This is a genomic window from Hymenobacter ruber (genome assembly GCF_054783255.1).
The window spans coordinates 1294646-1321335 of sequence record NZ_BAAGQX010000002.1 but is presented as its reverse complement, the minus strand read 5'-3'; the positions used below and the strand labels follow the sequence as shown (position 1 = coordinate 1321335).

The 26690-nt window shown below is 63.2% G+C and carries 26 protein-coding genes; 8 read left to right on the top strand and 18 right to left on the bottom strand.

Features of this window, described 5'->3' with window-relative positions; all coding sequences use genetic code 11:
* Positions 1–12: 12 nt before the first annotated feature.
* The 3 genes from kbl to ACYVM5_RS06270 form a co-directional block, all read right to left on the bottom strand.
* A complete protein-coding gene (gene kbl, locus ACYVM5_RS06280; RefSeq protein WP_460617270.1) occupies positions 13–1209 on the bottom strand; it encodes a PLP-dependent aspartate aminotransferase family protein in 1197 nt (398 codons plus the stop codon).
* A gap of 175 nt (positions 1210–1384) precedes the next feature.
* Positions 1385–2458, bottom strand: a complete 1074-nt coding sequence (locus ACYVM5_RS06275; RefSeq protein ID WP_460617269.1) for a patatin-like phospholipase family protein — start codon at positions 2456–2458, stop codon at positions 1385–1387.
* A 42-nt stretch (positions 2459–2500) separates the two neighbouring features.
* Complete coding sequence (locus ACYVM5_RS06270; RefSeq protein ID WP_460617268.1) at positions 2501–2938, bottom strand: BLUF domain-containing protein; 438 nt, start codon at positions 2936–2938, stop codon at positions 2501–2503.
* 143 nt (positions 2939–3081) lie between these two features.
* Here ACYVM5_RS06270 and ACYVM5_RS06265 point away from each other — a divergent pair, with 143 nt between their 5' ends.
* On the top strand, positions 3082–4074 hold the full coding sequence (locus ACYVM5_RS06265; protein WP_460617267.1) for a Rossmann-fold NAD(P)-binding domain-containing protein: 993 nt from the start codon (positions 3082–3084) through the stop codon (positions 4072–4074).
* A gap of 72 nt (positions 4075–4146) precedes the next feature.
* Here the strand turns inward: ACYVM5_RS06265 and ACYVM5_RS06260 are convergent, their stop codons facing one another.
* From ACYVM5_RS06260 to ACYVM5_RS06240, 5 genes are all read right to left on the bottom strand, one after another.
* A complete protein-coding gene (locus ACYVM5_RS06260; RefSeq protein WP_460617266.1) occupies positions 4147–5859 on the bottom strand; it encodes a T9SS type A sorting domain-containing protein in 1713 nt (570 codons plus the stop codon).
* 89 nt (positions 5860–5948) lie between these two features.
* The gene (locus ACYVM5_RS06255; protein WP_460617265.1) at positions 5949–7184 is read right to left on the bottom strand and encodes an MFS transporter; all 1236 of its coding nucleotides are present in this window, start codon (positions 7182–7184) and stop codon (positions 5949–5951) included.
* 3 nt (positions 7185–7187) lie between these two features.
* Entirely contained in the window at positions 7188–8000 is an 813-nt protein-coding gene (locus ACYVM5_RS06250) for a TerC family protein (RefSeq protein WP_460617264.1), read from the bottom strand.
* A 155-nt stretch (positions 8001–8155) separates the two neighbouring features.
* On the bottom strand, positions 8156–9043 hold the full coding sequence (locus tag ACYVM5_RS06245) for an alpha/beta fold hydrolase (RefSeq protein ID WP_460617263.1): 888 nt from the start codon (positions 9041–9043) through the stop codon (positions 8156–8158).
* Positions 9044–9074: 31 nt separating this feature from the next.
* Complete coding sequence (locus ACYVM5_RS06240; RefSeq protein ID WP_460617262.1) at positions 9075–10733, bottom strand: hypothetical protein; 1659 nt, start codon at positions 10731–10733, stop codon at positions 9075–9077.
* A 101-nt stretch (positions 10734–10834) separates the two neighbouring features.
* Here ACYVM5_RS06240 and ACYVM5_RS06235 point away from each other — a divergent pair, with 101 nt between their 5' ends.
* From ACYVM5_RS06235 to ACYVM5_RS06225, 3 genes are all read left to right on the top strand, one after another.
* Complete coding sequence (locus ACYVM5_RS06235; protein WP_460617261.1) at positions 10835–11581, top strand: DUF3891 family protein; 747 nt, start codon at positions 10835–10837, stop codon at positions 11579–11581.
* A gap of 81 nt (positions 11582–11662) precedes the next feature.
* The gene (locus ACYVM5_RS06230) at positions 11663–12634 is read left to right on the top strand and encodes a YihY/virulence factor BrkB family protein (protein WP_460617260.1); all 972 of its coding nucleotides are present in this window, start codon (positions 11663–11665) and stop codon (positions 12632–12634) included.
* A 78-nt stretch (positions 12635–12712) separates the two neighbouring features.
* A complete protein-coding gene (locus tag ACYVM5_RS06225; protein WP_460617259.1) occupies positions 12713–13981 on the top strand; it encodes a hypothetical protein in 1269 nt (422 codons plus the stop codon).
* A gap of 78 nt (positions 13982–14059) precedes the next feature.
* Here the strand turns inward: ACYVM5_RS06225 and rlmN are convergent, their stop codons facing one another.
* The 3 genes from rlmN to ACYVM5_RS06210 all read right to left on the bottom strand — a co-directional run bounded on the left by rlmN (position 14060) and on the right by ACYVM5_RS06210 (position 16615).
* The gene (gene rlmN / locus ACYVM5_RS06220) at positions 14060–15139 is read right to left on the bottom strand and encodes a 23S rRNA (adenine(2503)-C(2))-methyltransferase RlmN (RefSeq protein ID WP_460617258.1); all 1080 of its coding nucleotides are present in this window, start codon (positions 15137–15139) and stop codon (positions 14060–14062) included.
* 95 nt (positions 15140–15234) lie between these two features.
* On the bottom strand, positions 15235–16092 hold the full coding sequence (locus ACYVM5_RS06215) for an energy transducer TonB (protein WP_460617257.1): 858 nt from the start codon (positions 16090–16092) through the stop codon (positions 15235–15237).
* A 97-nt stretch (positions 16093–16189) separates the two neighbouring features.
* Positions 16190–16615 carry a thioesterase family protein gene (locus ACYVM5_RS06210; protein WP_460617256.1) on the bottom strand — a complete coding sequence of 142 codons (426 nt, stop codon included), beginning with the start codon at positions 16613–16615 and terminating at the stop codon, positions 16190–16192.
* Between the two features lie 31 nt (positions 16616–16646).
* Between ACYVM5_RS06210 and mnmC2 the strand changes: the two genes are divergently transcribed.
* The 4 genes from mnmC2 to ACYVM5_RS06190 are packed head-to-tail and all read left to right on the top strand — an operon-like array spanning position 16647 to position 19584.
* Entirely contained in the window at positions 16647–17390 is a 744-nt protein-coding gene (gene mnmC2, locus ACYVM5_RS06205) for a tRNA (5-methylaminomethyl-2-thiouridine)(34)-methyltransferase MnmD (protein ID WP_460617255.1), read from the top strand.
* Positions 17391–17417: 27 nt separating this feature from the next.
* A complete protein-coding gene (locus tag ACYVM5_RS06200; protein WP_460617254.1) occupies positions 17418–17669 on the top strand; it encodes a hypothetical protein in 252 nt (83 codons plus the stop codon).
* 55 nt (positions 17670–17724) lie between these two features.
* Positions 17725–19011 carry a DUF2157 domain-containing protein gene (locus ACYVM5_RS06195; RefSeq protein ID WP_460617253.1) on the top strand — a complete coding sequence of 429 codons (1287 nt, stop codon included), beginning with the start codon at positions 17725–17727 and terminating at the stop codon, positions 19009–19011.
* Positions 19012–19032: 21 nt separating this feature from the next.
* On the top strand, positions 19033–19584 hold the full coding sequence (locus tag ACYVM5_RS06190; protein ID WP_460617252.1) for a GDYXXLXY domain-containing protein: 552 nt from the start codon (positions 19033–19035) through the stop codon (positions 19582–19584).
* Between the two features lie 76 nt (positions 19585–19660).
* Here the strand turns inward: ACYVM5_RS06190 and ACYVM5_RS06185 are convergent, their stop codons facing one another.
* The 7 genes from ACYVM5_RS06185 to rimO form a co-directional block, all read right to left on the bottom strand.
* Positions 19661–20500 (bottom strand): energy transducer TonB, encoded by an 840-nt coding sequence (locus ACYVM5_RS06185; protein WP_460617251.1) that lies wholly within the window; start codon positions 20498–20500, stop codon positions 19661–19663.
* Positions 20497–20961, bottom strand: a complete 465-nt coding sequence (locus tag ACYVM5_RS06180) for an ExbD/TolR family protein (RefSeq protein WP_460617250.1) — start codon at positions 20959–20961, stop codon at positions 20497–20499. The genes ACYVM5_RS06185 and ACYVM5_RS06180 overlap by 4 nt, the downstream gene beginning before the upstream one ends.
* A 198-nt stretch (positions 20962–21159) precedes the next feature.
* Complete coding sequence (locus ACYVM5_RS06175; protein ID WP_460617249.1) at positions 21160–21753, bottom strand: 5-formyltetrahydrofolate cyclo-ligase; 594 nt, start codon at positions 21751–21753, stop codon at positions 21160–21162.
* Positions 21754–21764: 11 nt separating this feature from the next.
* On the bottom strand, positions 21765–22712 hold the full coding sequence (locus ACYVM5_RS06170) for a tetratricopeptide repeat protein (RefSeq protein ID WP_460617248.1): 948 nt from the start codon (positions 22710–22712) through the stop codon (positions 21765–21767).
* Positions 22713–22797: 85 nt separating this feature from the next.
* Positions 22798–24399 (bottom strand): bacillithiol biosynthesis cysteine-adding enzyme BshC, encoded by a 1602-nt coding sequence (gene bshC / locus ACYVM5_RS06165; protein WP_460617247.1) that lies wholly within the window; start codon positions 24397–24399, stop codon positions 22798–22800.
* A gap of 97 nt (positions 24400–24496) precedes the next feature.
* Entirely contained in the window at positions 24497–25309 is an 813-nt protein-coding gene (locus ACYVM5_RS06160) for a phytanoyl-CoA dioxygenase family protein (protein ID WP_460617246.1), read from the bottom strand.
* Between the two features lie 19 nt (positions 25310–25328).
* Complete coding sequence (gene rimO / locus ACYVM5_RS06155; protein WP_460617245.1) at positions 25329–26642, bottom strand: MiaB/RimO family radical SAM methylthiotransferase; 1314 nt, start codon at positions 26640–26642, stop codon at positions 25329–25331.
* Positions 26643–26690 lie beyond the last annotated feature (48 nt).

The window sequence follows — 26690 nt, the reverse complement described above, 5'->3', positions numbered from 1 at the left end:
GAGCCGAGGTTTCTATTTCAGCACTTCCAGCTCCTTGCCCACTTTGGTGAAGGCGGCAATGGCCTTGTCCAGATGCTCGCGCTCGTGGCCGGCGCTGAGCTGCACCCGGATGCGGGCCTTGCCCTGCGGCACCACGGGGTAGTAGAAGCCCACCACGTAAATGCCCTCCTTGAGCATGCGGGCCGCGAATTCCTGGGCCAGCTTGGCATCGTAGAGCATAACGGGCACGATGGGGTGCTCGCCGGGCGTGATGTCGAAGCCGGCGGCCGTCATCTTTTCGCGGAAGTATTTGGTGTTCTCTTCGAGCTTATCGCGCAGCTGGGTGCTTTCGGTAAGCAGCTCCAGCACGCGCAGGCTGGCGCCCACGATGGCCGGGGCCAGCGTGTTGGAGAACAGGTAGGGGCGGCTGCGCTGGCGCAGCATGTCCACAATCTCCTTGCGGGCCGAAGTGAAGCCGCCCATGGCCCCGCCCAGCGCCTTGCCCAGCGTGCCGGTGATGATGTCGACGCGGCCCATCACGTTGCGGTACTCGTGGGTGCCGCGGCCGGTTTTGCCCAAGAAGCCCGACGAGTGGCACTCGTCCACCATCACCAGGGCCTGGTATTTATCGGCGAGGTCGCAGATTTTGTCGAGTTGCGCGATGGTGCCGTCCATCGAAAACGAGCCGTCGGTGACGATGATGCGGTGGCGCGTGCCTTTGGCCACGGCGTCCTGGAGTTGCTTTTCCAGGTCGGCCATGTCGTTGTGGGCGTAGCGGTAGCGCTGGGCCTTGCACAGGCGCACGCCGTCGATGATGCTGGCGTGGTTCAGCGCATCCGAAATGATGGCGTCCTGTTCATTAAACAGTGGCTCGAATACCCCGCCGTTGGCATCGAAAGCCGCTGCGTAGAGGATGGTGTCCTCGGTACCGAGGAATTCGGCCAGCTTGGCTTCCAGCTCCTTGTGGATGTCCTGCGTGCCGCAGATGAAGCGCACCGAGCTCATGCCGTAGCCGTGCGTGTCGATGGCTTCCTTAGCTGCTTTGATGACCTCGGGGTGCGAGCTCAGGCCCAGGTAATTGTTGGCGCAAAAGTTCAGCACTTCGCCAGCTTCGTCGGTTTCAATTTCGGCCCCTTGGGGCGAGGTAATGATGCGCTCCTTCTTGAAAAGGCCGGCGTCTTTGATTTCCTGAAGCTGCTGGGTGAGGTCGGGCTGGAGAGTGGCGTACATATTTTGGTGGGTTGAGTGGAGTAGTGAAGTAACGGATGTAAAAGAACGTCATGCTGAGCGCAGCCGTAGTCGAAGCATCTCTACCGCTTCGTTGCAAGCAGCGAATTACTTACGCAGTAGAGATGCTTCGACTACGGCTGCGCCTCCGCTCAGCATGACGTTCTTTTCATCTCGTTCATTTGTTAAAAAACGCCTGCGCGCCCTTTCTTCCGCTGTCCATCAGCTGCTTTTTCTGCTCATCCGAAATCCGTTTGATTTTCGGGCTGAAGTTCAGAAAGTCGATACTGATGGTGCGCTGCCAGTCGTTGGGATGCACAGGGTTGAGGTTTTCGAGGGCTACGGTGTAGAGCGCGCCCATATAGGTGTTGAAATCGGTGATGTCGTAGGGGGCGAGCTGCTGGCGGCCGGCGGGCGCGCCATCCAGCGGAATCTGCTCGGCACGGTCGAGGCGCAGGCCCAGGGTTTCGGGGTTGAAGACGTGGCCCCGGGCATCGGGCGGGCCGGTAAAGCCGGCGGCCAGGTAGCGCGGGTAGTCGAACAAATCAATGGGATAATTGGCCAGCAGGCCGCCATCGACGAGCACCTGCACGGACTGGCCGGGCGTGGGCGTGCCGGTTATCACATTGTTCTGCGCATCAAGCAGCACCGCCCGGAAGTAGAGCGGAATGCTCATGCTGATGCGCACGGCATCGGCCACGCGCATGGTGGGCGTGGTTTCGTGGCTAAACACCTGCACGCGCTGCTGGGTAAGGTTGGTGCCCGTGGTGTAGAGGTCGCGGAAGCGGGTGGGCTCTTTTTGGGCCAGTGCGTGCAGTTCCCCCAGCGTGAGGTGGGCGTTCTGGGTTTTGCGGGCCACCAGCTCGCCGAGGTAGGTGCTGAACTCGTCGCCCCGGTACCAGCCGTACTCCTTCACCAACCGGTGCGTGCCGCCGAAGAAGATGAACCGGCCGTCGTTGAGCCGCTGCACGGGCGTGGCGTTCACCACGTCGATGATTTCCTGGGCCGAGTAGCCCACTGCCAGCAGCGCCGCCTGAATGGCCCCGGCCGAGGTGCCGCCCACCCGCGTGAGTCCGGCCAGCACGCCGCGCTGTTCCAGCTCCAGAAGCGCCCCGCCGTAGGCAATGCCCCGGATGCCGCCGCCTTCCATCACGAGGTTGCGGTAGCGTGGGCGGGCGGGTGCCTGGGCACGCACCGCCGTGCTGCCCAGCAGCCAGATTCCAAAAAATAAGAACAGCAGACGCACCTTCATGGCGCCAAAGATACCGCTGAGCGCTAGCCGGGCCGCCGGACGCTATTGGTCCTGGGCGCGGCCCTGGGCGAAGCTATGCAGCAGCTGCGCCACTTCCTGGGGCGGGTGCGGGGTGTGGCCGGGGACCGCCGCCAGCGGCAGGAAACCGGTGATTTTTTCCAGGGCTTTGGCATCGGCCGGCACGTAGGCCATGCGCCAGTCGGGGAAGGCGCGCTCCGTGATGGGGCCATAGGCCAGGGTGCGCACGGCGTAGTGGCGCGGGTCGGCCTTGATGCGGGCGTAGAGCTGGCTTAGGGCGGGCTCGGGGCCTTCGAGCACCTGCATAAATTCGCCTTTGGCATACAGCAGCAGGCCGCCGAGGCGGGTGCGCTCGTTGTGCAGGCGGGCCTTGCGCAGCAGCGGCGGCAGCGTCACTTCGTGCACCGCCCGCGAGGCCTGGCTGCGGTAAATCAGGGTGTAAAGTGTGGGTCGGGGTGGCATAGCGTGAGACGGGGTTGGTGTAACTAAGGCGCTCCAACACCGTTGTGGGCAAAACCGTGCCCGCTCCCACGGCCCGGCTACGGTCGCCCCGGTATCTTTGCAGCCCAATTCCCACTCCCACCACCTCAACCCGACCCCCGCGCATGGCCACCAATCCCGGCGACACTGAAACTTCTGTATTACCCGGCTCTGTGCTGGTCATTGGCGCCTGCGGCCAGCTGGGCCTCGAGCTGGTGGCCGCCCTGCGCCAGCGCTACGAGCCCCACTTGGTAGTAGCCGCCGACGTGCGCCCGCCCAAAAACCCGGATTTGCTGGCCGGCGGCCCGTTTGAGCTGCTCGACGTGCTTGACCGCACCCGGCTCGACAAGCTCATCCGCCAGTACCGGCCCAAGCAGATTTATCACCTCGCCGCCCTGCTTTCGGCCACGGCGGAAAAGAACCCGCTGTTCGGCTGGCAGCTGAACATGGACGGCCTGCTCATTGTGCTCGAAGCCGCTGTGGCCCACGGCGTGGCCCAGGTGTACTGGCCCAGCTCCATTGCCGTGTTCGGCCCCGACACGCCGCGCGATAACACGCCGCAGGTCACCATCATGAACCCCAACACGGTGTACGGCATCAGCAAACTGGCCGGCGAACAGTGGTGCGAGTGGTACCACCGCAAGCACGGACTGGACGTGCGCAGCCTGCGCTACCCCGGCCTCATCGGCTACAAGAGCCTGCCCGGCGGCGGCACCACCGACTATGCCGTGGACATCTACCACAAGGCCGTGGCCGGCGAAAACTACGAGTGCTTCCTCGAAGAAGACACGTATTTGCCGATGATGTACATGCCCGACGCGCTGAAGGCCACGCTGGACCTGATGCACGCCCCGGCCGAGCAAATTAAAGTGCGCACCTCATATAACCTAGGCGCGATGAGCTTCTCGCCGGCCGAAATCACGGCCAGCATCCAGAAGCACGTCCCCGATTTTGAAGTCACCTACAAGCCCGACGGTCGCCAGCAAATCGCCAATTCCTGGCCCGCCAGCATCGACGACTCCAAAGCCCGGCAGGACTGGGGCTGGCAGCCCGATTTCGACCTCGACAAGATGACGGCTGATATGCTGCTGCATTTGAAGGAAATGCAGCCGGCTTAGATGTAGAATTAGCAGTAAAAAAGGCCCGTCTGAATCGTCAGACGGGCCTTTTTTACTTTCAGTATTTCTGTTCTACTCCACTTGCAGGCGGCTGGTGGCAACACCGCAGCGCACCATATACAGGCCCGGCGTGAGGCCGGCCACGTCGAGCGTGACGGTATTGGCGCGGGCCGGCAGCTCCTGCCGGCGCACTTCGCGGCCCAGCGCGTCGAGCACCTGCACGGGGCGGGCGCTGGCGCTGGTTTCGGGCCAGGTGAGGCGCACGGCGGCGGCGGTCGGGTTGGGGCTCAGGGTGAAAATTTCGGCGGGCGTGGCGGTATGGCTGGCCGTGACATTGGTGACCGGGGAGAGGTAGGCTACGAAGGCCATGCCGTAGATGCTTGGGCATGCGAGCGTGGTAGTTCCAAAGGCCGCCGCGTCCGCGCAAGTGCCGGCTACGGTGATGTTTCCGGCGGCATCTACCAGTGCCGGCCCGGCCACGTCGCTGCCCGTGCCACCGCCGCGAACGGCTTGCAGCCACTGGCCGCTGGGACTGAGCTTGGCCACAAAGGCATCATAAGCGCCTGCAGTAATGAGCGTGAGAGAACCAAAAGTGGCATTAGGTGAAGGGGTAAACCCGCCGTAAGTCCCAAAAAGCCCCGTTACAATGGCGTTGCCGGCCGCGTCTAGGACGAGGTAACCCGGGATGTCATTGGCGGCCCCACCGGCCTGCACGGCCTGGGTCCACTGGCCGGCAGCATCGAGCCGGGCCACAAAAATATCGTAGCTGCCCGCACTGGTGAGCGTGGTGGTGCCGAAGGTGGCGGTTTCTATCAGTGTGCCCAGCGTGGTGACGGTGCCGGCCGCATCCACCGCCAGCGAGTTGATGACGCAGGACGGGGCGTTGTTGCTGCGGGACTGCATCAGCTGCACGGCCTGAGTCCATTGCCCGCTGGCGCTTAGCCGGGCCACAAAATAGCCTACCCCGTTGCGGGTGGCAGTCAGTGTGGTGCTGCCAAGGGTAATGGTAGGGCCGTAGCTCCCCGATATCACCACGTTGCCGGCTGCATCCAAGGCCATAGCTCCGCTATTAGCGGGGGCTTGGTTCAGCAAAGTCCAGGCGCCCGTGCTCAGGTTGAGCTTCGCCACGAATAGCTGTACGGTGCCAGCCGGTGCATTAAAGGCGGTGGTGCCCAGCGTGCCGGGGCCTGTGATGGTGCCGTACACCACGGCGTTTCCCGCGCCATCCAGGGCCAGGGCCGATATGTAGTCGGACCCAGTGCCGCCGACGCGCACGGCTTGCAGCCACTGGCCGCCTGGGCTCAATGTGGCCACAAAAGCATCGGAAGAGCCCGTGTTGCCCGCCGCCGTGAGGGTGTTGGCCCCGAACGTTGCGGTGCCTCCGGTAATCAGGTGGCCAAAATTGCCGGACACCACGGCATTGCCGGCCGCATCCAGCTTGAGGGCGCTAATAACGTCTTCGCCGGTGCCGCCAGCCCGCACAGCTTGCAGCCATTCGCCGTTGGGGCTGATTTTGGCCACAAAAATGTCGCTGTAGCCCGCGCTGGTCAGTGTAGTGGTACCCAATGTGAAGGTGCCATAAAACCGACCCGCCACCACGGTATTGCCGGCCGCGTCCCGCGCCATGGCGCTGATAGAAGAACCGCCAAAGTCAGTCGACTGGTCGATGATGGCGGTGGGGGCAGTAGCCCACTGCCACGCCTGGGCCTGAGCGTGCGCGAGGGTGGGGGCGGCCAGCAGGCCCAGGCAGGACAGGGCCCGCAGGCATCGGGTAGGCGTATGCATGTGACGGCGGAAAGGAAGGTGGAAAAGTATTGGCAAGGATACTGCAAAATGCGGTATCGGTCCTTATTCCTGACCCGCTCCCGGCCGCTTTAGTTGCTTGCCATTGCCGGTTTTTTTTCGGCGGCGGCACTCCGGCGGCCCTGCTGCCAGAAGGCCAGCGCCACTACCAGCCCCGCCGCGCCTTGCAGCAACACCGTGTGCGGTGCCCCAATGTGCCGCGCCAGCCAGCCCACCAGCAGCGCCCCCAGCGGCTGAATGCCCTGGAACGCCATCACGTAGTAGCTCAGCACTCGGCCGCGCATGTGGTCGTCCACATTGGTCTGGATGGCCGTGTTGGTGCCCGCGATAAACATCATCATGCCTGTGCCGCTGAGCGTAATGAACACCAGCGCCAGCCCCAGCACCGGGCTGAGCGCAAACGCCACGATGCTGGCGCAAAACACCAGCGCCGCGTAGGTAATGAGCTGCGGCCGGCGGTTTTCGGCGGGTCGCGAAGCGAGGTAGAAGGCCCCCACCAGCGAGCCGAGCCCCGAGAGGCTATTGAGCCAGCCAAAAGTGCCGGCCGCACCGTGAAAAACGTCCTTGGCAAACACCGGCAGCAGCGTGCCAAACGGCATGACGCAGAAGCTGATGCCCGCCATGAGCAGAATCTGGCGGCGCAGGGCGGGGGCCTGGCGCAGGTAGGCCCAGCCCTCGCGCAAGCCCTCCCAGGCACCCGGGCGGTGCGGGCGCACGGGCCGCGGGGCCATGCGCATGAGCAGCAGCGAGGCCACCACGGCCACGAAGCTCACCGCATTCACCACAAAGCAGGGGCCTTCGCCGAAGCGGGCCAGCAGCAGGCCGGCCACCGCCGGGCCCACCAGCCGGGCCAGGTTCACCATGGTCGAATTCAGGGCAATGGCGTTGGGGAGGTGGGCGCGGTCGTCCACCAACTCCACGATGAGCGACTGCCGGGCCGGAATGTCGAACGCGTTGATGGTGCCCAGCAGCAGGCTCAGGCCCGCCACGGCCCAGGTGTGGTAGTGGCCGCTGAGCACCAGCCAGGCCAGCACGGTGGCCTGCACCAGCGAGGCCACCTGGGTGATGAGCAGCACGCGGTAGCGGCTGTAGCGGTCGGCCACGGTGCCGCCGTAAGGCGAGAGCAGCAGCGTGGGAATCTGGCCGCAAAACGACACCAACCCGAGTAGAAAGGCCGAATGCGTGGCATTATACACCAGCCAGCTCACGGCCAGCCGCTGCATCCAGGTGCCGATGAGGGAAACGGACTGCCCGGCGTAGTACAGCCGAAAATTGCGGTGCTGGAGGGAGCGGAAGACTTCGGCCACGCCCTATGCCTCCTGTTGCTGCGTCGCTTCGGCCGCCTGGGTTTCGGCGGGGGGGCTGCCACCGGCGTGCCGGGGCACGTTGAAGAGCAGCGACGTAGCCCACGGCACCGCAAAGGCTGCCACCGTGAGGATGGTAATGGCCACGTCGGCGGCTTCGCTTTCCAGGGCCTCGCTCATGGGGTGGCCGGGCAGGAAGTGGGCCACCAGCGAAAGCACCAATTTCAGACCCAGCAGGCCAATCACCCCGAAGGCGGCCGTTTCCAGAAACGGATATTTGCCCATGAGCAGCACGAAGCCCTGCGCCACCAGCCGCATGGCCAGAATGCCGATGAAAACGCCCACACAAATCAGAATCAGGTTATCGGTGAAGGCCACTACGGCAAACACGTTGTCGATGCTGAAGGCCAAATCCATGAGCTCGATGAGCGCCACGGTGGCCCAGAACTTCCCGAATATTCCCAGCGTGTTACGGTAAATCCAGCTTTTCTGCTTGTCGATGGTTTCGTCGTCGTGCGCCGGCTTGGCCTTGAAATGGTCGTACACTAGGTACAGCAGGTAGAGCCCGCCCAGCGGCTTCAAAAACCAGAATTTGATGAGAAACGACGCAAACAGAATGCACAGCCCCCGGAAAATATACGCCCCGAAAATGCCGTAGCGCAGGGCCTTGTGGCGCTGCTCGCGGGGCAGGTCGCCCACCATCGTGGCCAGCACGGCGGCATTATCCACCGAGAGCAGGCTTTCGATGATGACCAGATTGCCCACGATGGCCAGTGAGGCGAGCGGGTTGTGCAGAATTTGCTCGATGTATTGATTCACAGGGTAAAGCTAGAGTAGCGGGATGGCCGTAGCGCACAGTAGTGCAGACTTTGCAATCCGCATTCCCACACCATCCGGGGAGGTCTACTTTGCAAAAGAACGTTACGCGGGCAATTAGTTCGGCCGGCGCGGCAACGCGGCCTACAAAGCCTGTGCTACAGCAGCCCCGCCATTTCCTCCAGTATCGCCGCCCAGTTTTCCAGGTACAGCATGTGGCCCTGGCTCGGCAGCAGGTGCACCGGTGCGCCGCCCAGCCGTCCGGCCAGGTAGGGAATATTGCTAGGAGCCCACACGCCATCGGCCTGGCCGTGCCAAAGGCGCACGGGGCATTGCACGTCCTCGATGCAGAAGCCGGGCGGGCGGCACCAGGCTTGCGCATCATCGTACACGCCCCGGCCGTGGTGGGCGAAGCCGGCCACGGCCGCATCGCGCAGCAGCGCCCGGTGGCTGGCCGTGACGCGCGCTTCTTCCGCGAACATGAGGCGGATAAACCAGTCGATGGTGCGGTCGGGGTGGCGCCGCCATTGGCGGCTGAGCCAGAGAAAAGTGGTTCGATTCAGCCAGGGAAAGCCGATTTGGCCCCAGCGCAGCAGCTTCCACAGCGGCGAGAGGTGGCGGTAGGCGGCGCGCTCGCCCAGCGGCAGGCAGGTGCTGAGCAGCTGCCCGGCCGCCACCCGTGCCGGGTGCCGCGCGGCCAGCGCCAGCGCGTGCACCCCGCCCACCGACCATCCCATCACGCCCACCGGTCCGGCTATTTCCAGCGCCTGCAGCATGGCCACCACGTCATCGGCAAAGGAAGGAAACGTGAGCGGCCGGTACACGCTGGACTGGCCCACACCGGGCCGGTCGGGCGCCAGAATCTGGAGCTGCAACCGGTCCAGCAGGGCGTCATCATCGGGCAATTCCAGCCCCGAGGAGCCGAAGCCGTGGTGAAACACCACCGCCCGGTGCGCGGGGCTGCCGTAGCGGGTGAGGCCCAGCACGCGGCCGTCGGGCAGCGGGACGGTGAGCGGGGTGGGGCCGGCGGCGATGGACTCAGGCATGGCCGAAAGTACGGCCGGCGCGGCGGGCGGTTTACTCGACTACCAGTCGGGCAATGGCCGTGCCGCAGCGCACTAGGTAGAGGCCGGGCGGGAGGCCCTGCACGTCGAGCGTGGCGGTGGTGGCGCGGGCGGGCAGCTCTTGGCGGCGCACGGTGCGGGCCAGGTTGTCCAGCACCAGCAGGGGGCGCGGGGCGGCGGTGGCTTCGGGCCAGCTCAGGCGCACTGGGGCGGTGGCGGGGCTGGCCGGGTTGGGGGAGAGGGTAAAGACCTCGGCGGGCGTGGCGGCGCGGGTGGCGGTGGCCAGGCCCGTGAGCCGGGCCACGAACACTGTTTCGCGGGTGCTGTTGGGGGCCGTGAGGGTGGTGGTGCCAAACGTAGCCGCGCGCAGAAACTGGCCGGCTACTACCACGCTGCCTGCCCCATCGACGGCCACTGCATCCGCAAAATCAGATTCCGGCCCGCCGGCCCGCACAGACTGTCCCCAGGTACCAGCTGCATCCAGGCGGGCGATGAAGGCATCGGAGAGGCCCGCACTTGTGAGTGTCTGCCCCAAGGTGAGGGTACCGCTGAAAGAGCCGGTGACAATGGCCGCCCCCGTGCCTCCGACCAGGCGGACAGCGGTAGCCTCCGTCTCGGTGATGGTGCTGGCCCGGACGGCCTGCGTCCAAGTACCGGCCCCGCTAAGGCGGGCAGCAAACAGGCTCCGGCGGGGAGCGCCTGGCAGCGAAATCGGGCCGAAATCGGCCGTGCTGCTGGCCGTTCCCCCCACCACGGTGGCAGTGCCGGCCGCGTCCACGGCCAGGCCATTGGCATAGTCGTAGCTGGAGCCGCCGGCCCGCACGGCCTGGTTCCAGATGCCGGCGCTGCTGAGTCGGGCCACAAACACGTCTACATCGCCCGCGCTCAGCAGGGTGTAGGCCCCAAAGCCAGCCCCGGCCGCAAAGCTCCCGCAGATGGTGGCCGTGCCCGCATTGTCCAGCACCATGTCCGATACGTAATCGTTGGCGGTGCCACCGGCCTGCACCACCTGCGTCCAGGTGCCGGCCGCGCTCAGCCGGGCCACGTACACATCGCGCGCGCCCAGGCCCAGCACGGTGATGGTGCCAAATGTCGCGCTCGTTCCACCGAAGCTGCCGGCCACTACCACGTTGCCGCCGGCATCGACGGCCACGGCGGCGGCACCATCCCCGGCTGGCGACCCGGCCCGGACCGCCTGCCCCCAGGCCCCGGCCGCGCTCAGCCGCGCCACGAAGATGTCGCCATCCGTGCCTGCATTGGTCAGGGTTGTCGTTCCAAAGCCGATGGTGGGACTCTTGAAACTACCCGCTAGCACGGCAGTGCCGCTCGCGTCAAGGGCCAGGCCGAAGGCCTCGTCGTCGTCGCTGCCGCCGGCCCGCACGGCCTGCGTCCACGCGCCGGCCCGGCTGAGCCGGGCCACAAACAGGTCCCGGCCGCCCGCACTGGTCAGCACGAAGCTGCCCAAGGTGAGAGTGCCGATGAAATAACCGGTTACTACCACACTGCCGGTGGCATCCACCGCCGTGGCATTCACCCCCGAGCCATCGGTGAAGGGGGACACGTTGCTGGCCCCGGCGGCCCACTGCCAGTTGGGCTGCTGCGCACCGGCTGGCCCGGCCAACAGCAGCAATGAAATCAACAGCGTCTGCAGGCGGAGGGTAAAAAGCAGCATATCAGGTAGAGTTTATACTAGTCAAAGATAGGAGTCGCATCTGCCCAAAGCCGACGCCGTAAGAAGACCTGCTGCAGTTCTGCTAAATTTTAAGCCCCCTCATGATAGTCAACTCCACCCCCGCCGGCTGGCAAATCATCTACCAGCAGGCCCACGCCCTGCTGGCCACGCAGCTTGCCTGGCACTGGCCACCCACCCTGCTACCGCCCGACAAGTGGGTGGGCCTGCTGGCTGCCATCGCGCAGCACGACGACGAGCAGGCTGCCTGGCACGGCCACGGCGGCCACCACGGCCTCACCGCCGCCGGCGCCCCGGCCAACTTCACCCAACAGGAATTCTCGATGGAGCAGGCCGCTGGTGTGCTGGCCGCCGCCCGCTTCCAGGGGCGCTGGCGCAGCCTCCTCACCAGCCTGCACCTGAGCTGCCTGTATGAGGGCCTGCGCGGTCAGAAAAAGGAAATCGACGGCTTTCTGGACGACTTGAAAGCGCGCCAGCAGCAGTGGCAGAAGGAGCTGAAAATCTCCAAAAAAGACGCTGCCCGGGCCTACGCCCTGCTGCACTGGTGCGACCGCCTCTCGCTCATTCTCTGCCGCCACGAAATCCCGGAAATGGGCCGTGCCGTCGAAATTCATCGCGGGCCCGATGGCACCGTGCACACCCTGGCCCAGCCCGGGGCCGACGGCCCGGTCGTCATCAGCCCGTGGCCGTTTCAAGCCCCGGAAATTGAGGTGAGCGTGGAGGCCAGCGTGCTCACCCAACTTCAATATAAAGACGATGCCGAGCTGGCCGCCGCCCTGCGCGCCGCTCCCATCGAAACGCTGCGCTGGACGCTGGCGCAGGGCGTTTAGTTCGCGTTCTGCCAACGCCGGCCCGGTCCGGCCGTACTAGCAAGCGCAACCCCGCTTTTCGATACCCCTTTCCAGCTCTGCATGGCCACGCAATACAAGTTTTCCGACGTTCTCGCCGTCATCAAGTCCTCGGCGGGCGAGTTTAGCAACAACAACTCCTTCCGGCACGCGGCGGCGCTGTCGTACTACACCATTTTCTCGTTGCCGCCGCTGCTGCTCATCGTCATCACGGTGGCCAGTGCCGTGTATGGCGGCGAGGCCATCACGGGCCAGGTGTATGGGCAGCTCAAGGGTCTGGTAGGACCGGATTCGGCCAAGTTTCTGCAGGACAGCATTGCCAAGTTTACCCTGCAGCAGCGCGGGCCGGTGGCAACTACTATTGGGGTGGCCACGCTCATTTTCGCGGCCACCACCTTCTTCGTCACCCTCCAGGAAAGCATCAACGACATCTGGAACCTGAAAGTGAAAACCAACGGCATCGGCATTGGGGCGTTTCTCAAGCAGCGCTTTCTCTCGTTCGGGCTGATTTTGAGCGTGGCCCTGCTGCTGCTCATCTCCTTCGTGATAAGCGCTGTGCTCAGCGCCTTCACCGGCTGGCTGTCGCGCCAGATTCCGGAGGCCGGCATTATCGCTATTAAAGTCGTCGATTTTGCGCTGTCGCTGGGCGTCACCACGCTGCTGTTTGCGCTCATCTACCGGTTTCTGCCCGATGCCATCATTCGCTGGCGCGACGTGGGCATCGGGGCCTTCATCACGGCGCTGCTCTTCGTGATTGGCAAGTTTCTCATCGCCTTTTACATCGCCAAGTCTGACCCCGGCTCGGCCTTTGGGGCGGCGGGCTCGGCCATTGTGCTGCTGCTGTGGGTCAACTATTCGTCGCTCATCATCTTCTTCGGGGCCGAGTTTACCCAGGAGTTTGCCGACGCCTTTGGTCAGAAAGTGCAGCCCAAATCCCACGCCGTGCGCGTGCGCCTGGAAGAAATCGCCCCCGGCGAATCGGACGAGGAACGGGCCACCGGCCGGCCGCGCTCCACGGGCAAGTGGAAGGCGTAGGCGCCGGCCGGTAAGCTGTGGGTTATACGGCATTGTTTGCCGCCCGCTTCCCATCTTTGAGGAATTAACCTTTCCTCAATGAATAAACCCATACCCTTGCTGGGCTGCCTGGCGCTGCTGGCCCTACCGGGCCACGTCGCTTTGGCCCAGGCCCCCGCCGAAAAAATTCTTGTGGTCAGCCCCGCTGTGGGCGAAGTCATCGATGGCGTCGAGAAGGCCCATTTCGGCCTGTTTCCCTACTATAGCGCCAATGATTTTCAGGAAGCCCGCTTCATGCGCGCCCTGGCCCCGGACAGCGCCATCACCCTGCGCACCACCTTTCGCGACGGCCGCCACCTGGCCCGCCCCTTCACCCCAGCCGAGTTTGCCGCCGTGAGCGCGGGCATTGCCCGCCGCCTTCAGGAAGTGGGCCCGCTGGGTGGCCTGCCCGCCCCGCCGCCCTACGCTACCACCGAGGTGCCGCCCGGCAACGGCCGCGTTGCGAGCCCGGCAGCCAAGGACGCGGGCGGTACCACGCCCGAGCTCATCGGCCGCAGCTATAGCGTCGAATTGCTTTCGGGCAACCGCTTCACGGGCATTCTGCGCGCGGCCACGGCCCAGGAGCTGGAGTTCGAAACCAAAGACCTGGGCAGCCTCCACATCCAGCGCAGCAACCTGCGCGAGTTCGTGCTGCTGACTACGGCCCAAGCCCGCCACGGCTACGACGACGTGGGCAACGGCAACCGCCTGTTTTTCGCGCCCACTGCCCGCAACCTGCGCCGCGGCGAGGGCTACGTGCAAAACATGGAAGTTTTCCTGCTGAGTGCTAACTACGGCATCACCGATAATTTCTCGATGGGGGCCATTGCCACCGTCGTGCCCGGCGCGGGCAGCGACAATGTGTTCGGCATCACGCCCAAGGCCAGCTTCGGCCTGTCGGATAAGGTGAAAGCTGGCGGTGGGGCTTTGCTGCTGTTTTCCAACGGCAGCACCGGCGGCATCACCTACGCCAACGCCACCTACGGCGGTGCCGACCACAACCTGACCGGTGGCCTGGGCTACGGCTTTGCCAGCGGCATCGGCTTTTCCAACACCCCGGTTATCATGCTGGGCGGGGCCACCCGCATTGCCCGGCGCGTGTCGCTGGTCGATGAAACCTATATCCTGCGCGACGGCAACTCCTACGACCGGGCCACGCTGGTGGCGGGCATCATCGGGATGCGCTTTGCCGCGCCGCGCATCAGTGGCGCACTGGGTATGCTCTACGCCCATCTCTCCTACGAGGACCCTTACCACAGCGGCCGGTCCGCTGACGGCGGCGGTTACCCCTACGCCGAACTCACCGTGCGCTTCGGCAAGCTTAAGTAGCCCGGCACACGCCCGCCATAAAAAAAGCCCGCCAGGAGCACTTCCAGGCGGGCTTTCTTATGGCTGAATCAGGAGAAGCTACGCCGTCGTCTTCTCTTCCTTCACCGCCAACTGCCCGCAGGCCGCGTCGATGTCCTTGCCGCGCGAGCGGCGGATGTTAGTTTGCACGCCGCGGTCAGCCAGGAACTTGTGGAAGGCCGTGATTTTATCGGCCTCCGCGTTCTGGTAGCTGGCGTTGTCGATGGGGTTATACTCAATCAGGTTGATTTTGCAGGGCAGCCACTTGCTGATTTTCAGCAGCTCGGCGGCATCGTCCAGCCCATCGTTGAAGCCGTCGAACACGATGTATTCATACGTGACTTTGCGGCCGGTTTTCTCGTGGTAATACTGCAGGGCTTCTTTGAGCGCGGCCAGCGAGTTGGCCTCGTTGATGGGCATGATTTCGTTGCGCTTCACGTCGGTGGGGGCATGCAGCGAGAGGGCCAGGTTGGCTTTCACGTCGTCATCGGCCAGCTTTTTAATCATCTTGGCAATGCCGGCCGTGCTGATGGTGATGCGGCGCGGGGCCATGTTCAGGCCGTCGGGCGCGGTGATGCGGCGCACGCTTTCTACCACGTTGGCGTAGTTGAGCAGCGGCTCGCCCATGCCCATGTACACGATGTTGGTGAGCGGCGTGCCGTACTGGGCCTCGCACTGCTCGCGGATGCGCACCACCTGGTCGTAAATCTCGGCCGCGTCGAGGTTGCGCTTACGGTCCATGTAGCCCGTGGCGCAGAATTTACACGTGAGCGAGCAGCCCACCTGCGAGCTGATGCAGGCCGTCATGCGCGTATCATGCGGAATGAGCACGCCCTCCACAATGTTGCCGTCATAGAGCTTGAAGGCCGATTTGATGGTGCCGTCGTTGCTCAGCTGCTTGTTCTGCACCGTCACGCCGTTGATGACGAAGTGATGGTCGAGCAACTCGCGGGTGGCCACCGATATGTTGTTCATCTCCTCAAACGTGGCGGCTGTATTCTTCCACAGCCACTCCGTTACCTGCTTGGCGCGGAAGGGCTTCTCGCCGTGCTCCACCATAAAGGCCTTGAGCTCGTCGGGCGAGGTTTTGCGGATATCACGCTTTTTGACAACGGGGGCGAGGGGCAATTCTAGCAGCATAGTGCAAAGATACAAGCAGGCAAGGCGTTGGGTTCCGGCCGATAAGGATTTATCGCTTGGGGGCTCCGTTGCGCCTGCTGCTTATTCCTCGCCAGCTAGTTTGTTGGCGAAGCCAGAAGCGTAAGCTGCAGACGCGTCGCTACGCGCTGGCCATTGGCGTAAGCAGGAGCCAGCCGCGGCAGGTGCTGGGCAGCCTGGGCCAGCAAGGCAGTGCAGGCTGCCGGTAGTTCTTCTTCTTCCTGTTGCACTACCGCGTCACCGTATTCGGCCCGCAAGTCATCCTGCGCCTGCTGGTTGGGTTTGCTGACCTGCAAGTCGTACAGGGTGCCGCCCGGGCCTACCGTAACCAAGATGCCCAAGTTGGTGCGAGGCACGAAGCAGCCTGTGTTGGCCTGCAAGCGCAGATATTCGGCCACTAAATCATCTGCCATCTGGACGAAGCCGAGCTTGCCGCGATACAAGGGCATTTGCCTGACCGCCGAAAATAGCTGTAGGGAATCGGCAGCGGGTAACGGCTTTTTCACCTTCAGCGGGTAGTCAATCAAAAACGTAATGGGGGCCGTCATCAGGCAGGCAACGGGCTTGCCAAACTGCGTGGCGGGCTCCAACTGCGGCAGTTGCCGCACGGCCGCAATCACGGCCGCATCCATTTCGGGTTCCAAGCTCCGCGTAATTCTTATCTGGCCCACTTGGCCTGTGGGGCTTACTGCGAAGGAAACCTGGCACTGCCCCTGCAAGATGTCGCGCAGGGCGCTCCGCGGATACACCACCCGTTTCTGAATGGCCCGTACCAAGCCAGCCTGTCCACCCCCTTCTGCCAGTTGGGGCACTTTAAAGGATACTGTACCAGCGCCACCATTTAGCGGTGTTATTTGGGCATGGGCGGAGGATAACCCGCCTGCATTTAGTAACACAATGAGGGATAAGCAAGCTTTGGTGAACAGGAGACGCATAGGTTGATGTTGGAAACGGGCTGGAAATTACGCCCTACTGTTTATACAGTGGCAACGCATCATTGAAGGGCTACTTCAGAGAAGTACTGGCAATAGCTTATCCCAACCGCGCCGCCAGCTCCGGCGGCAGCGGGCGCAGCTTGCGCGTGTTGTAATCGAAGCAGAGCATGCCGGTTTTGGCGCGGGCTATTTCCTTGCCGGCCTGGTTGTGCACGTGGTACACCACGTCGAAGCCGTACTTGTTGAGGTCATTGCCGGCCATCTCGAAGCGCAGCACGTCGCCGTGGAAGGCCTCGCCCTTATACTCCACGGCCACGTCCACCATGATGAGGCCGAGCTTGGTGACGGCGTCATAGTCGTTTTCGAGGCCGATGGAGCGCAGGAACTGCACCCGCGCCTCGTGCAGCAGGCCCAGCAGGGCATCGTTGCCGAGGTGCCCGCCGTAGTTGAGGTCGGTGATGCGCACTGGGATTTCGGTGGCGAAGGAGAAGGCGGTGGGCAAGGCTACTTTTACGCGGGGCATCTTTATAAGGAGTGAATGAGTAACTGAGCGAATGAGTGAATTGGAAAACGAGCAACCCGGCACCAGTAATCCGTCTTTGGCTGAGGAGCCAAAGGTAGAAGTGCGCCGCACGGCCGACGGCTCGGCCACGCTGTTCGTGCCGGCCCTGAACGAGCATTACCACTCGCAGCACGGCGCGCGGCAGGAATCGGCGCACGTATTCATCCGGCACGGGCTGCTGCCGCTGCTTCCTGCCACCGCCGAAACGGGCCAGCCGCTGCGCATCCTCGAAATCGGCCTCGGCACCGGTCTGAATGCCTTGCTGACGCTGGACGCGGCCCAGGCCGCCGGCGCCGCCATTGAGTACGACGGCCTCGAAACCTTCCCACTGCCGCCCGCCGTGGTGGCCGCCCTGCAGCCCGAATGGGACGAGCGCGGCACTCCCCTCAAAGAGTTATTTGCTGAGCTACACGCCGCGCCCTGGAATGTGCCAGTGGAGGTGCTGCCCGGCTTCCGGTTGCATAAGCTGCACCAGTCGCTGCAAGCAGCGGCGCTGCCCGCCAGTCATTACCACCTCATTTATTTCGATGCCTTCGCCCCCGAAAAGCAGCCCGAACTGTGGAGTGAAGCCGTTTTTGCCCAGCTATTTGCCGCTGCTGCGCCCGGCGCGGTGCTGGTGAGCTACTGCGCGCAGGGCCAGTTCCGGCGCAACCTGCGCGCCGCTGGTTGGCTCACCGAAAAACTGCCGGGCCCGCCCGGAAAGCGCGAGATGACGCGGGCACGGAAGCCGGCGTAACATTGCGCACTCCTTTCCACGGATTTCATGCCTGCCACTCCCACCCTCGAAATCTACTGCCCCCGCTGCCACTGGAAACCCGACGGCAACATCCTCTGGATGTGCAGTTGCGGCTGCCAGTGGAACACCTTCGATACTGCTGCCGTGTGCCCGCAGTGCGGGCGGCGCTGGCGCAACACGGCCTGCCCCAGTGCCGCCATGGGCGGCTGCGGCCGCATGTCGCCGCACATCGACTGGTACCACGGGCTCGACGAAGCCATCCATAACCTGCTGCCGTAGAGCATGGCGGCATGAGCCGCATTATCTGGCCTGTTCCGTGTATGTTGCAAGAATAATGAGTCGCAAATTTCTCGATACCGAAAGCCCCGGCTGGGTCACCGATGGCCTCATCAGCGAGGCGCAGCGGCAGCAATTGCTGGCCCGATACCCGCAGCAAGCACCCGCCCTGGGCCTACTCCCCATCCTGGGCAGCGTGCTGGTGGGCCTGAGCGGACTGAGCGTGGTGGCGGCCAACTGGCAGGGCCTGCCCACTGCCCTACGGTTGGCGCTGCTGCTCGGCAGCCTGCTGGGCAGCTACAGCGCGGGCAGCTACTTCCTGCGGCGCGGCAACCCCGATTTAGGGCACGGCCTCATTGGGCTGGGGTTGATTTTGTTCGGAGCCAGCATCATCCTCACCAGCCAGCTCTTCCAGCTGGTGGGCTACGATGCCAGCGGCCTGCTGGCCTGGGTGATAGCCGGCACGGCCCTGAGTTACGTGTACGGCTCGCGGCTGCTGGTGCTGCTCACGGTGCTCATCGGGGCGGCGGTGCAGACGTATTGCGTCGAGTCGCTGGGCATCTTTAGCTACGTCACGGCCTGGCTGGTGGTGGGTGGCATGGGCTACTACTGGTGGCGCCGGCCCGATACTGTGAGTGCTACTGTGCTGGCCGTGGGCTTGCTGTGGCAGGCGGGGCTGTTCATCATCGTGCAGCACTCCAAAATCACCTGGTTTTTCGTGCCCGCCATGCTCATCTACGCGGCCGGCGACTGGCAGCCCAACCGCGCCGGTGGGCGGGCCCTGCAAGTGCCGTCGCTGGTCGCGGCGTACCTGTTTATGTTCGGGCTGGCCATTTTTGGCGAAGCCGATGCTTACGCCAACATCCTGCGGCCACCGCTGCTGCCCTACTTGGCGGCGCTGGCGGCGGTGCTGGCCATTTCAGTAGCCGGGAAGCGGGCGCGGGGCCGCCTCGCCAGCCTGCCCGAGTGGCTGCTGCTGCTGCCGGGGTTTTACCTGTCGGGCGGGCTGTCGTTGGCCGTGGCCACGCTGGTGGTGCTGTATGCCCACGCCGGCTCGGTGCTGGCCCGTGCCAACCGCGACCACGACCCCGAGCAGCTCACCATCGGCGCGGTGCTGTTTGTGGCCGCCACGGCGGTGGCCTACTTCAAACTCACCTGGGGCTTCATGGACAAGTCGCTGTTCTTCCTGCTGGGCGGCATCCTGCTGCTGGCCCTGAGCTGGTACCTGCGCCGCCGCAATGCCCAGGTGCTGGCTGCCGCCGGCCCACTGGTAGCGCAGCCGGCTGCCGCATCAGCCGTAGCTGACGATGAAGTAAAGCCTTCAGAATCAAATCAACAATCATAACTCAACATTCAACACTTCCGAATGACCGACCTGCTCTCCTGGTTTTCGGCCCCGGTGCGCCGCCGTCCGCTGCTGCGGGCGTTGGTGGCCGCGCAGGTGCTCTACGTGTTGGGCGTGGCCGGTGCGGGCTACGCCACCACGGCGCTGGGCCAGCGGGTAATACTGGCCACCACGCCCATCGACCCCAAGGATTTGCTCTACGGCGACTTCGTGCGCCTGCACTACGCCATCAGCAACAACCCCTTGAGTTCCTGGCACGGCGAAAGTGCGCCCACCCGCCGCCAGGCCGTATTCGTGCTGCTGGCCACTGGCCCCGACAGCCTCAGCACGGCCGTGGGCGTGTACCCGCAATCGCCCACGCCCAGCGCGGGCCAGGCGGTGTTGCGCGGCTGGGTTACGGATGTGTACCGGGGCTCATTCGCCCTGCGCTTCAACCTGGAGCGCTACTACGTGCCCGAAGGCAGCGGCCTGCGCCTCGAAAAAGCCGGCCGCCTGCACCCGCTGCGGGTGCGCGTCAGCATCGCGCCGTGGGGCCAGGCCCGCATCACGGGCGTAGATACGGCTATGAAGTAGCCAGAAAAGAGCAAAGCAAAAAGGCCCGTCGTGCTCAGCACGACGGGCCTTTTTGCTTTACAAAACCGCCATGCCGCTATTGAATGCGGTAAGTAACGGGCACGGTAAATGCCACGCTCACCTCGCGGCCGTTCTGCTTGCCGGGGATGAACTTGGGCAGTGTTTTGATGGCCCGCATGGTCTCCTCATCGAGGCCGTAGCCCAGGCCTTTCACTACTTTCACGTCCGTCACGTCGCCTTTAGGGTCCACAGTGAAGCTCACAAAAACCTTGCCTTCCACGCCGTTTTGCAGGGCTTTGGCGGGGTAGCGCACTGCCTTCTGAATGGCGGCCACAATGGCCGCCGTGCCGCCGCCACCCGGCAACTGGGGCATCTGCTCCACGTAGGTGTAGGGCTTGCTGGTGCCCGCGTCGGGCAACAATCCGGGGTCGTCGCCGGGCTTGGCTTCGATGAGCGGCTGCTCAATTTTGGCGTTGGTGTCGCCTTCTTCGGTTTTGGTGCTGGACGTTTTTTCCAGCAGCTCGTCCTGATTAGGCACCTCGCTCACTTTTGGCGCATCCTTTTCCTTCACCACCACCGGCACCACATTTTTAATCGTGGGCAGTTGCGGGGGCGTTGTTGGCGGCTTGGCCGCAGCGGGCGGCGGGGTAATTATTGGCTGGTCCACATTCACCTTCACGTCAATAGGCCGCAGTACAACCGGCTTGGGCGGCACCACCACTACATCCTCCTTCAGCAGCTGCGCCAGCAGCGGAAACACCAGCAGCAACGCCAGCATGGCCGTGGCGATAATCAACGCCCGCGTCATGTGGCGCTGGTAGAGGGCCCGAAGCTGGTAGGCTCCGTAGTGGCGGTTGCGACCATCGAACACGATGTCGTCGAGGCTGGCCGTGGCCAGCTGGGCATTGGTCATCATAATGTGGCGGTTTTGAGAAGGGTTAAGTCGTCCTGGGTAATCTTGACCAGGGCGTATTTCTGCTGATGCGTGATGTTCATCTCGTCGAGCACGTCAATCATGTCCTGGTATTTCGAGTCGGCCGAGGGCTTGATGAGCACCACGAGGTCCGGCTGTTGCCGCATCCGGGCGAGGAGCACCGGGCGTAGGCCATCGGGAGCAAAGGAGGTGGTTTTCAACTCGGGCACGGCCGCCGACTTATCCTGCGGTGCATTCAACCCGAAGAAGTAGTGTACCCGGTGGTTTTTGCCCAGAATGATGGTCATGGCCTTCGACAGCGCCACCGGCGTTTTGTCCGGGCTCTTCACCGGCATCTTCAGGTCCATGGCGTAGGGCCGGGCGAAGGTGGTGGTGAGCATGAAGAAGGTGAGGAGCAGAAACGCCAGGTCCACCATCGGGGTCATGTCGATGCGGGTCGACATCTTCTTCGCTCGTCGTTTGCCAGGCTTTGCGGCACCGGCGGATTGCTGCTGAATTTCGGCCATGGGTTCTGTCCTGAAAAGGTGAAAGATACCCGAACAACGCAGTGCGTTATTGCCTTATTGTGAGAATATTATGAATAATAATTTATTCTCAATCCGTATAATAAATAGCTTTATACCACGTTTTTGCTGGATGCCTCAAAACCGCCACACCCCGCCCGGCGTGAGGCAGGCCGTGAGCGGCACATCGGTGGGCAGCACATCGGCAATGGCGGCCACGGGCGCATCGTCCAGCACATTCAGGCCGATAAACTGTGTGCCCGGCCGGCATTGGGCCAGAAACCGGTCGTAAAAGCCGCCGCCGTAGCCTACGCGCTGCCCGGCGCGGTCCACGGCCAGCAGCGGCACCAGCACGGCATCGAAAGTGGCGGCCGGCACTTCCGTTTCGGCGGTAGCAACGGGCTCTGGAATGCCCCAGCGGTTGGGTTGCAGTAGCGTGGCCGGTGTCAACTCATAGTGACGCAGCGAAATGCCATCGGCCTGCACCACGGGCGCGGCCAGTCGCACCGCCAGCTTCTCAGCCCAGATGCGCTGGATTATCGGCCACGTATCCGGCTCATTGCGTTTGGCCAGCGGCAGAAACAGGTGCAGCCAGCGCCACTGCGCTACCGGGAAATGCTGGAAGAGTTGCTCGCACAATTGCGGGCTGCGCTGCGCGACTTCGGCGGCCAGCAGGGCCTGGCGGCGGGCGAGGGCGGCGCGGCGGAGAGTGGCTTTGAGCTGTTGGTCCATTCGCCGTACCGTTACCGCACAGCTGGGCTTAGCTTTTGCACAGCAGCTGGTGTTTCAAAGCCAAAATATGCCCACGGGTAATAGGTGATTTTGCTGCCCAGTTCACGCAGAAAGAGGTTCCGCTCTTCCGATTGGCCAAGTACGTGATAGAGACAAGCAGCGTAATTGTTGAAATAAATGGCCAGCAGGGAGGCGGCGGCTATGGACTTTAACTCCGGTAACAACTGGTCGATGCGGTCTTGGTATTCCTTGTGCAAGGCATCTTTAGCCGACCCAATCTGCTCCTCATAGCCAAAATCGCTGTATCGCTCCACCAGGAAATTGGCTTGTAGCAGTCGGCGAAGCTCCGGTTGCGGAGCACCATCGGCGAATTCGGCCAACACTTCAGCATCGCCAAACCATCGCGGAGCGGCTAGCTTGAAGTAGTTCATGTGACCGAGCAAGTGGTCCGGTACCAGTTCAATACAATCGTGAAAAGCCTGCTGGGCTTCCTGAGGTTCGCTCATTCCCATCAGCACGCGGATTAGGCGAGCGTACGCTTCAGCCTGAAAGCGGGAGGTAGCAAAAGCCCGGCTTAGGTGCTGGTTGGCTTGCGCGAGATAATGCTCAAATCCCTTGACCTGGCCTTCCGTTACGTATTTCGCCGCTGCTTTGCCCCTAGATTCCCAAGCCAAAAAGGTATCGTGTACGCCAGCCGTGAGGTGGCGCAGGTCTGAGTCGCCGCTGGATTGATATTGTTGGAGGACTGTAGCATATCGCGGCGTCAGGCACAGGCCGTCGAGCAGACGGGTGAGGTCTTCAGTAGAAAGGGCATCTAGGGTAGCTTCAAAGAGCGTCCACTGCCGCTGCTGCAACATGGCTTCGACGCCAGTATTGGCAATCAGGCCAAAGGAAACGTCTGAGCCGGCAGTGGCCGACTTCGAGAAAAGAGAGCGGAAAAACTGGACGATGTTCGACAAAGCGAAGTGGATAAAGCGTTAGCTGGCCGGTGGTAATGGCCCAAAGCTATGTAATGCTATGTACTGCGCGATGGTTTGTGTAGAATTACTCCTCCTCCAGCACCGTAAACTCCAGCACCAGCGGCTCGAATGCCTCAATCAGCTGCTCAATGAAGCCGGGATTGTTTATCAGAATGCTGAGCACGTTTTCGCTACGCTCCTGCAAGCCGCCGCCGGGGAACAGCTTGTCTTTAAGCGCGGCCAGCTGCGTGTAGGCGGTTTCGTGCTTCATTTCGGCGGCTTTGCTCAGGCGCTTTTCGAGGCCGGCGAGGCCGGCGGCGGCTTTCTGGGCTTCGGCGGCCACGGTTTTTACCAGGGTGGGGTCGAGGCGCTGGGCCAGGTCCTGCACCTGCTGGAACGATGCGGCCAGGGCCTGCTGCTGCTCTTTCAGGCTGATTTCTTCCTGGCCGAGGGCCGCGCCCACCTGCTTCTTCAGCTCCGGCAGCGGCCGGAAAATTTCGTGCGTAGTCAGCCCCAGCTTCTTGAGCTTGCCCGCGTTGGCCCGGCTGATGTACTCGGCCGAATTGCGCGGCAACACGATGGGAAACGGCACGCCAAACGCCGCAAATACGTCCTTCAACTGGAACCAGTACGCCACCTCGGCCCCGCCGCCGATGTATACCAGGTTTGGCAGCAGGATTTCCTGATACACCGGCCGCAGCACCACGTTGGGGCTGAACTGCTCGGGGTGCGCCTTGGCCAGCGCCAGCAATTCGGCCTGGCTGTGGCATTTGGCGGTGTTGCGGATGGTCACTTCCACGCAGTCGGCCCCGCTGGCATCGGGTTCCAGGCGCTCGCGCTTGCCTTCGTCGGTGATGAAAAACAGGTTCACGGGGCGCGAATACACCTGCGGCTTGTAGCCGGCGGCGGTCAGGCGGGCATTGGTGGCCTGCACGGCGGCGTTGGAGGCGTGCGTCCCGATTTCCTTCTCCAGCAGGGGTACCAGCGCCTGTTTCAGGGCCGGGCGGTCGGCGTCCAGCGTCACCAGGCCGAACTCGCCAAACAGCGCATCAGCCAGCTTGCGGGTAGCTTCGGCCAGGGTTTTCGATTCGGAATAGGCCTTGTGGAAAGCGGCTGGTACTTCGGGTGGCAGCTGGCTCAGCAGTTGCTCGCTCAGGCCGTCGAGCGGGAGGCGGCCCACCGGGCCGCCGGTGCCGGCTGCATCCCAGGCGTAGGTTTTGCCGAAGAGCGAGAAGTGGTTGATTTCGGCAAAGTCGTGGTCCTCGGTGGCCATCCAGTACACCGGCACGAAATCGTACTGCGGGTATTTCGCCTTCAATTCCCGGCTCAGCTTGATGGCCGACACGATTTTATAGATGAAATACAGCGGCCCCGTGAGCAGATTGAGCTGGTGCCCGGTCGTCACGGTGAAGGTGGTGGGCTCGGCCAACAGCAGCAGGCTGTTTTCGATAGCCGGCTCCGGCTCGGGGGCGAAGCCGTACTGGTCGCGCAGAGCCGCTACCAGCCGCTTGCGGGCCTCGGGCGAGTAAGCGGCTTTCTTTTCTTCGATTTGGGCGGCGAAGTTTTCGAGCGCCGGAAAGCGGTTGTAAAACGGGGCCAGGGCCGGGTTTTGGGCAATGTAATCGGTCAGCAGGCCCGAGAAAGCACCGGTTTCGGCGTAGGGCAGCGTGGTACAACGAGTAGGCATGGAGGAAATACGAGCAAGGCCGGGTTCGGTATGAACCTTAGCCAATGGCAAAAGTCCGCACAAAACCCGGCCCCGGCCGAAAAGTTAAATCCGATGCTTACTCAGCCGCCCAAAACCGCATTTCCAGCGAAAGGCGCGTTTCGTCTTCGTTCAGATTTACGGCCCCACCGTGCAGCAGGTAGGGCGAAAAAATCATGACCTCCTCCGGGCCCGGGTTGGGGCGCAGCAGGTGCAGCGGCTGCGCCGAAGCCACCACACCGGGCACGCTGTACTGCGCGCCGTTGTACACGGCCCCGGCGTGGGTGCGGGTGAGCTGGTCTTCGGGCCACCAGTGCGAGCCGGGCAGCAGCGCCAGCGACGAATCGGCGGTGCTGCCCGCCAGCGGGAAGTAGATGTTGATGCCGTTGCGCAGCCGGTCGAGCCACACGTCACGGTGCAGCGGGTTGTTATCGGAGCGCCGGGGCCGCACGATGCGCAAATGGAACTGTGCCCGGCCGAGAGCCGGATTGTGGGCGCTGATGGGCCGGCCGCAGAGCTCGGCCACCCGCGCTTCGAGGGTAGCCACCGGCAGAGGCAGAGCTGCCAGCGGGGAGGTGGTGGTTTGCTGCACCACGGCTAGGTGGCGGGCATCGTCGTCGCCAACCAGCCGGTGGTAATTCGTCGCTGACCAGTCAGCCGGAATATCGAACCCCGCGTTGCGCACGGCGGTGCGAACCAACTCAATCAGGCCTTCGCGCAGGATGGCATTCTCGGCCGGTGTGAGCCAGGGTGCCACCGTGTAGCCCGCTGCCGTCCAAGGTTGCCCGGCCGTGAGGTCGGTGTCAGCCGCCAGCAGGATTTCGGCCGCGCCAGGGCCGGCGGGGCCTTCCACGCGGTACTCGATATCCTGCTGGTTGAGGCGGGCTTTCATGCGGGAGTATGTCGCGGCTCTATACCAAGTGGCCGTACAGGTCGAAGTCCGAAGCCGAGTCAATCTTCACATTCGCAAAATCGCCGAGGCGAACGAATGTGTCTTTCTCCACGGCCACCAGCACTTCGTTGTCGACTTCGGGCGAATCGAACTCGGTGCGGCCCACGAAATGGCCGCTTTCCTTGCGGTCGAACAGCACCTTGTAGGTCTGACCCACGCGGGCCTCGTTCAGCTCCATCGAAATGCCCTGCTGCAATTCCATAATGGCGTCGGCGCGCTCCTGCTTCAGCTCGGCTGGCACGTCGTCTATCAACGTGTGCGAGTGCGTGTTCTCTTCGTGTGAGTAGGTGAAAATGCCCAAGCGTTCGAAGCGGGTCTGCTCCACGAAATCATACATTTCCTGGAAGTCCTTTTCCGTTTCGCCGGGGTGGCCGGCGATGAGCGTGGTGCGCAGCGCAATGCCCGGCACGCGCTGCCGAATGGTATCCACCAGTTCGATAGTCCGGCGCTTGGTGATGCCGCGGCGCATGCTCTTCAGCATGGCATCGGAACCGTGCTGCAAGGGCATATCCAAGTATTTACAGATGTTTTCGCGCTCGGCCATCACGTCCAGCGCATCCAGCGGGAACTGCGAGGGGTAGGCGTATTGCAGGCGAATCCAATCGATGCCGTTCACGTCGGACAGGTTGCGGAGCAGGTCGGCCAGCTTGCGCTCGCCGTAGGCTTCCAGCCCGTAGTAGGTCAGGTCCTGGGCAATGAGAATCAGCTCCTTGGTGCCCATGCTGGCGAGGCGCTTGGCCTCCTTCACCAAGTCCTCAATCTTGCGGTCGACGTGCTTGCCGCGCATCAGCGGGATGGCGCAGAACGAGCAGGGGCGGTTGCAGCCCTCCGCGATTTTGAAGTAGGCGTAGTGCTTGGGCGTGGTAATCAGGCGCTCGCCGATGAGCTCGTGCTTGTAGTCGGCATTCAGCACCTTCAGCATCTGCGGCAGCTCCAGGGTGCCGAAATAGGCGTCTACCTGCGGGATTTCCACCTCCAGCTCGTCCTTGTAGCGCTGCGAGAGGCAGCCCGTCACGTAGAGCTTTTCGAGGCGGCCGGCCTCTTTCTCATCCGCGTAGCGCAGAATGGTGTCGATGCTTTCCTGCTTGGCGTTGTCGATGAAGCCGCAGGTGTTGATAATGACGATGTTGGCATCTGACTTCTCGGCCTCGTGGGTCACGTCGAAGTCGTTGGCCTGTAGCTGGCCCATCAATACTTCGCTGTCCACGATGTTTTTCGAGCAGCCGAGGGTGATGACGTTAACTTTATTCTGGGTCTGATTTCTAACTTTCATGAATCACAATATTGCCAGTGCCCATCCGGGGCGGGACGGGTTGCCTAG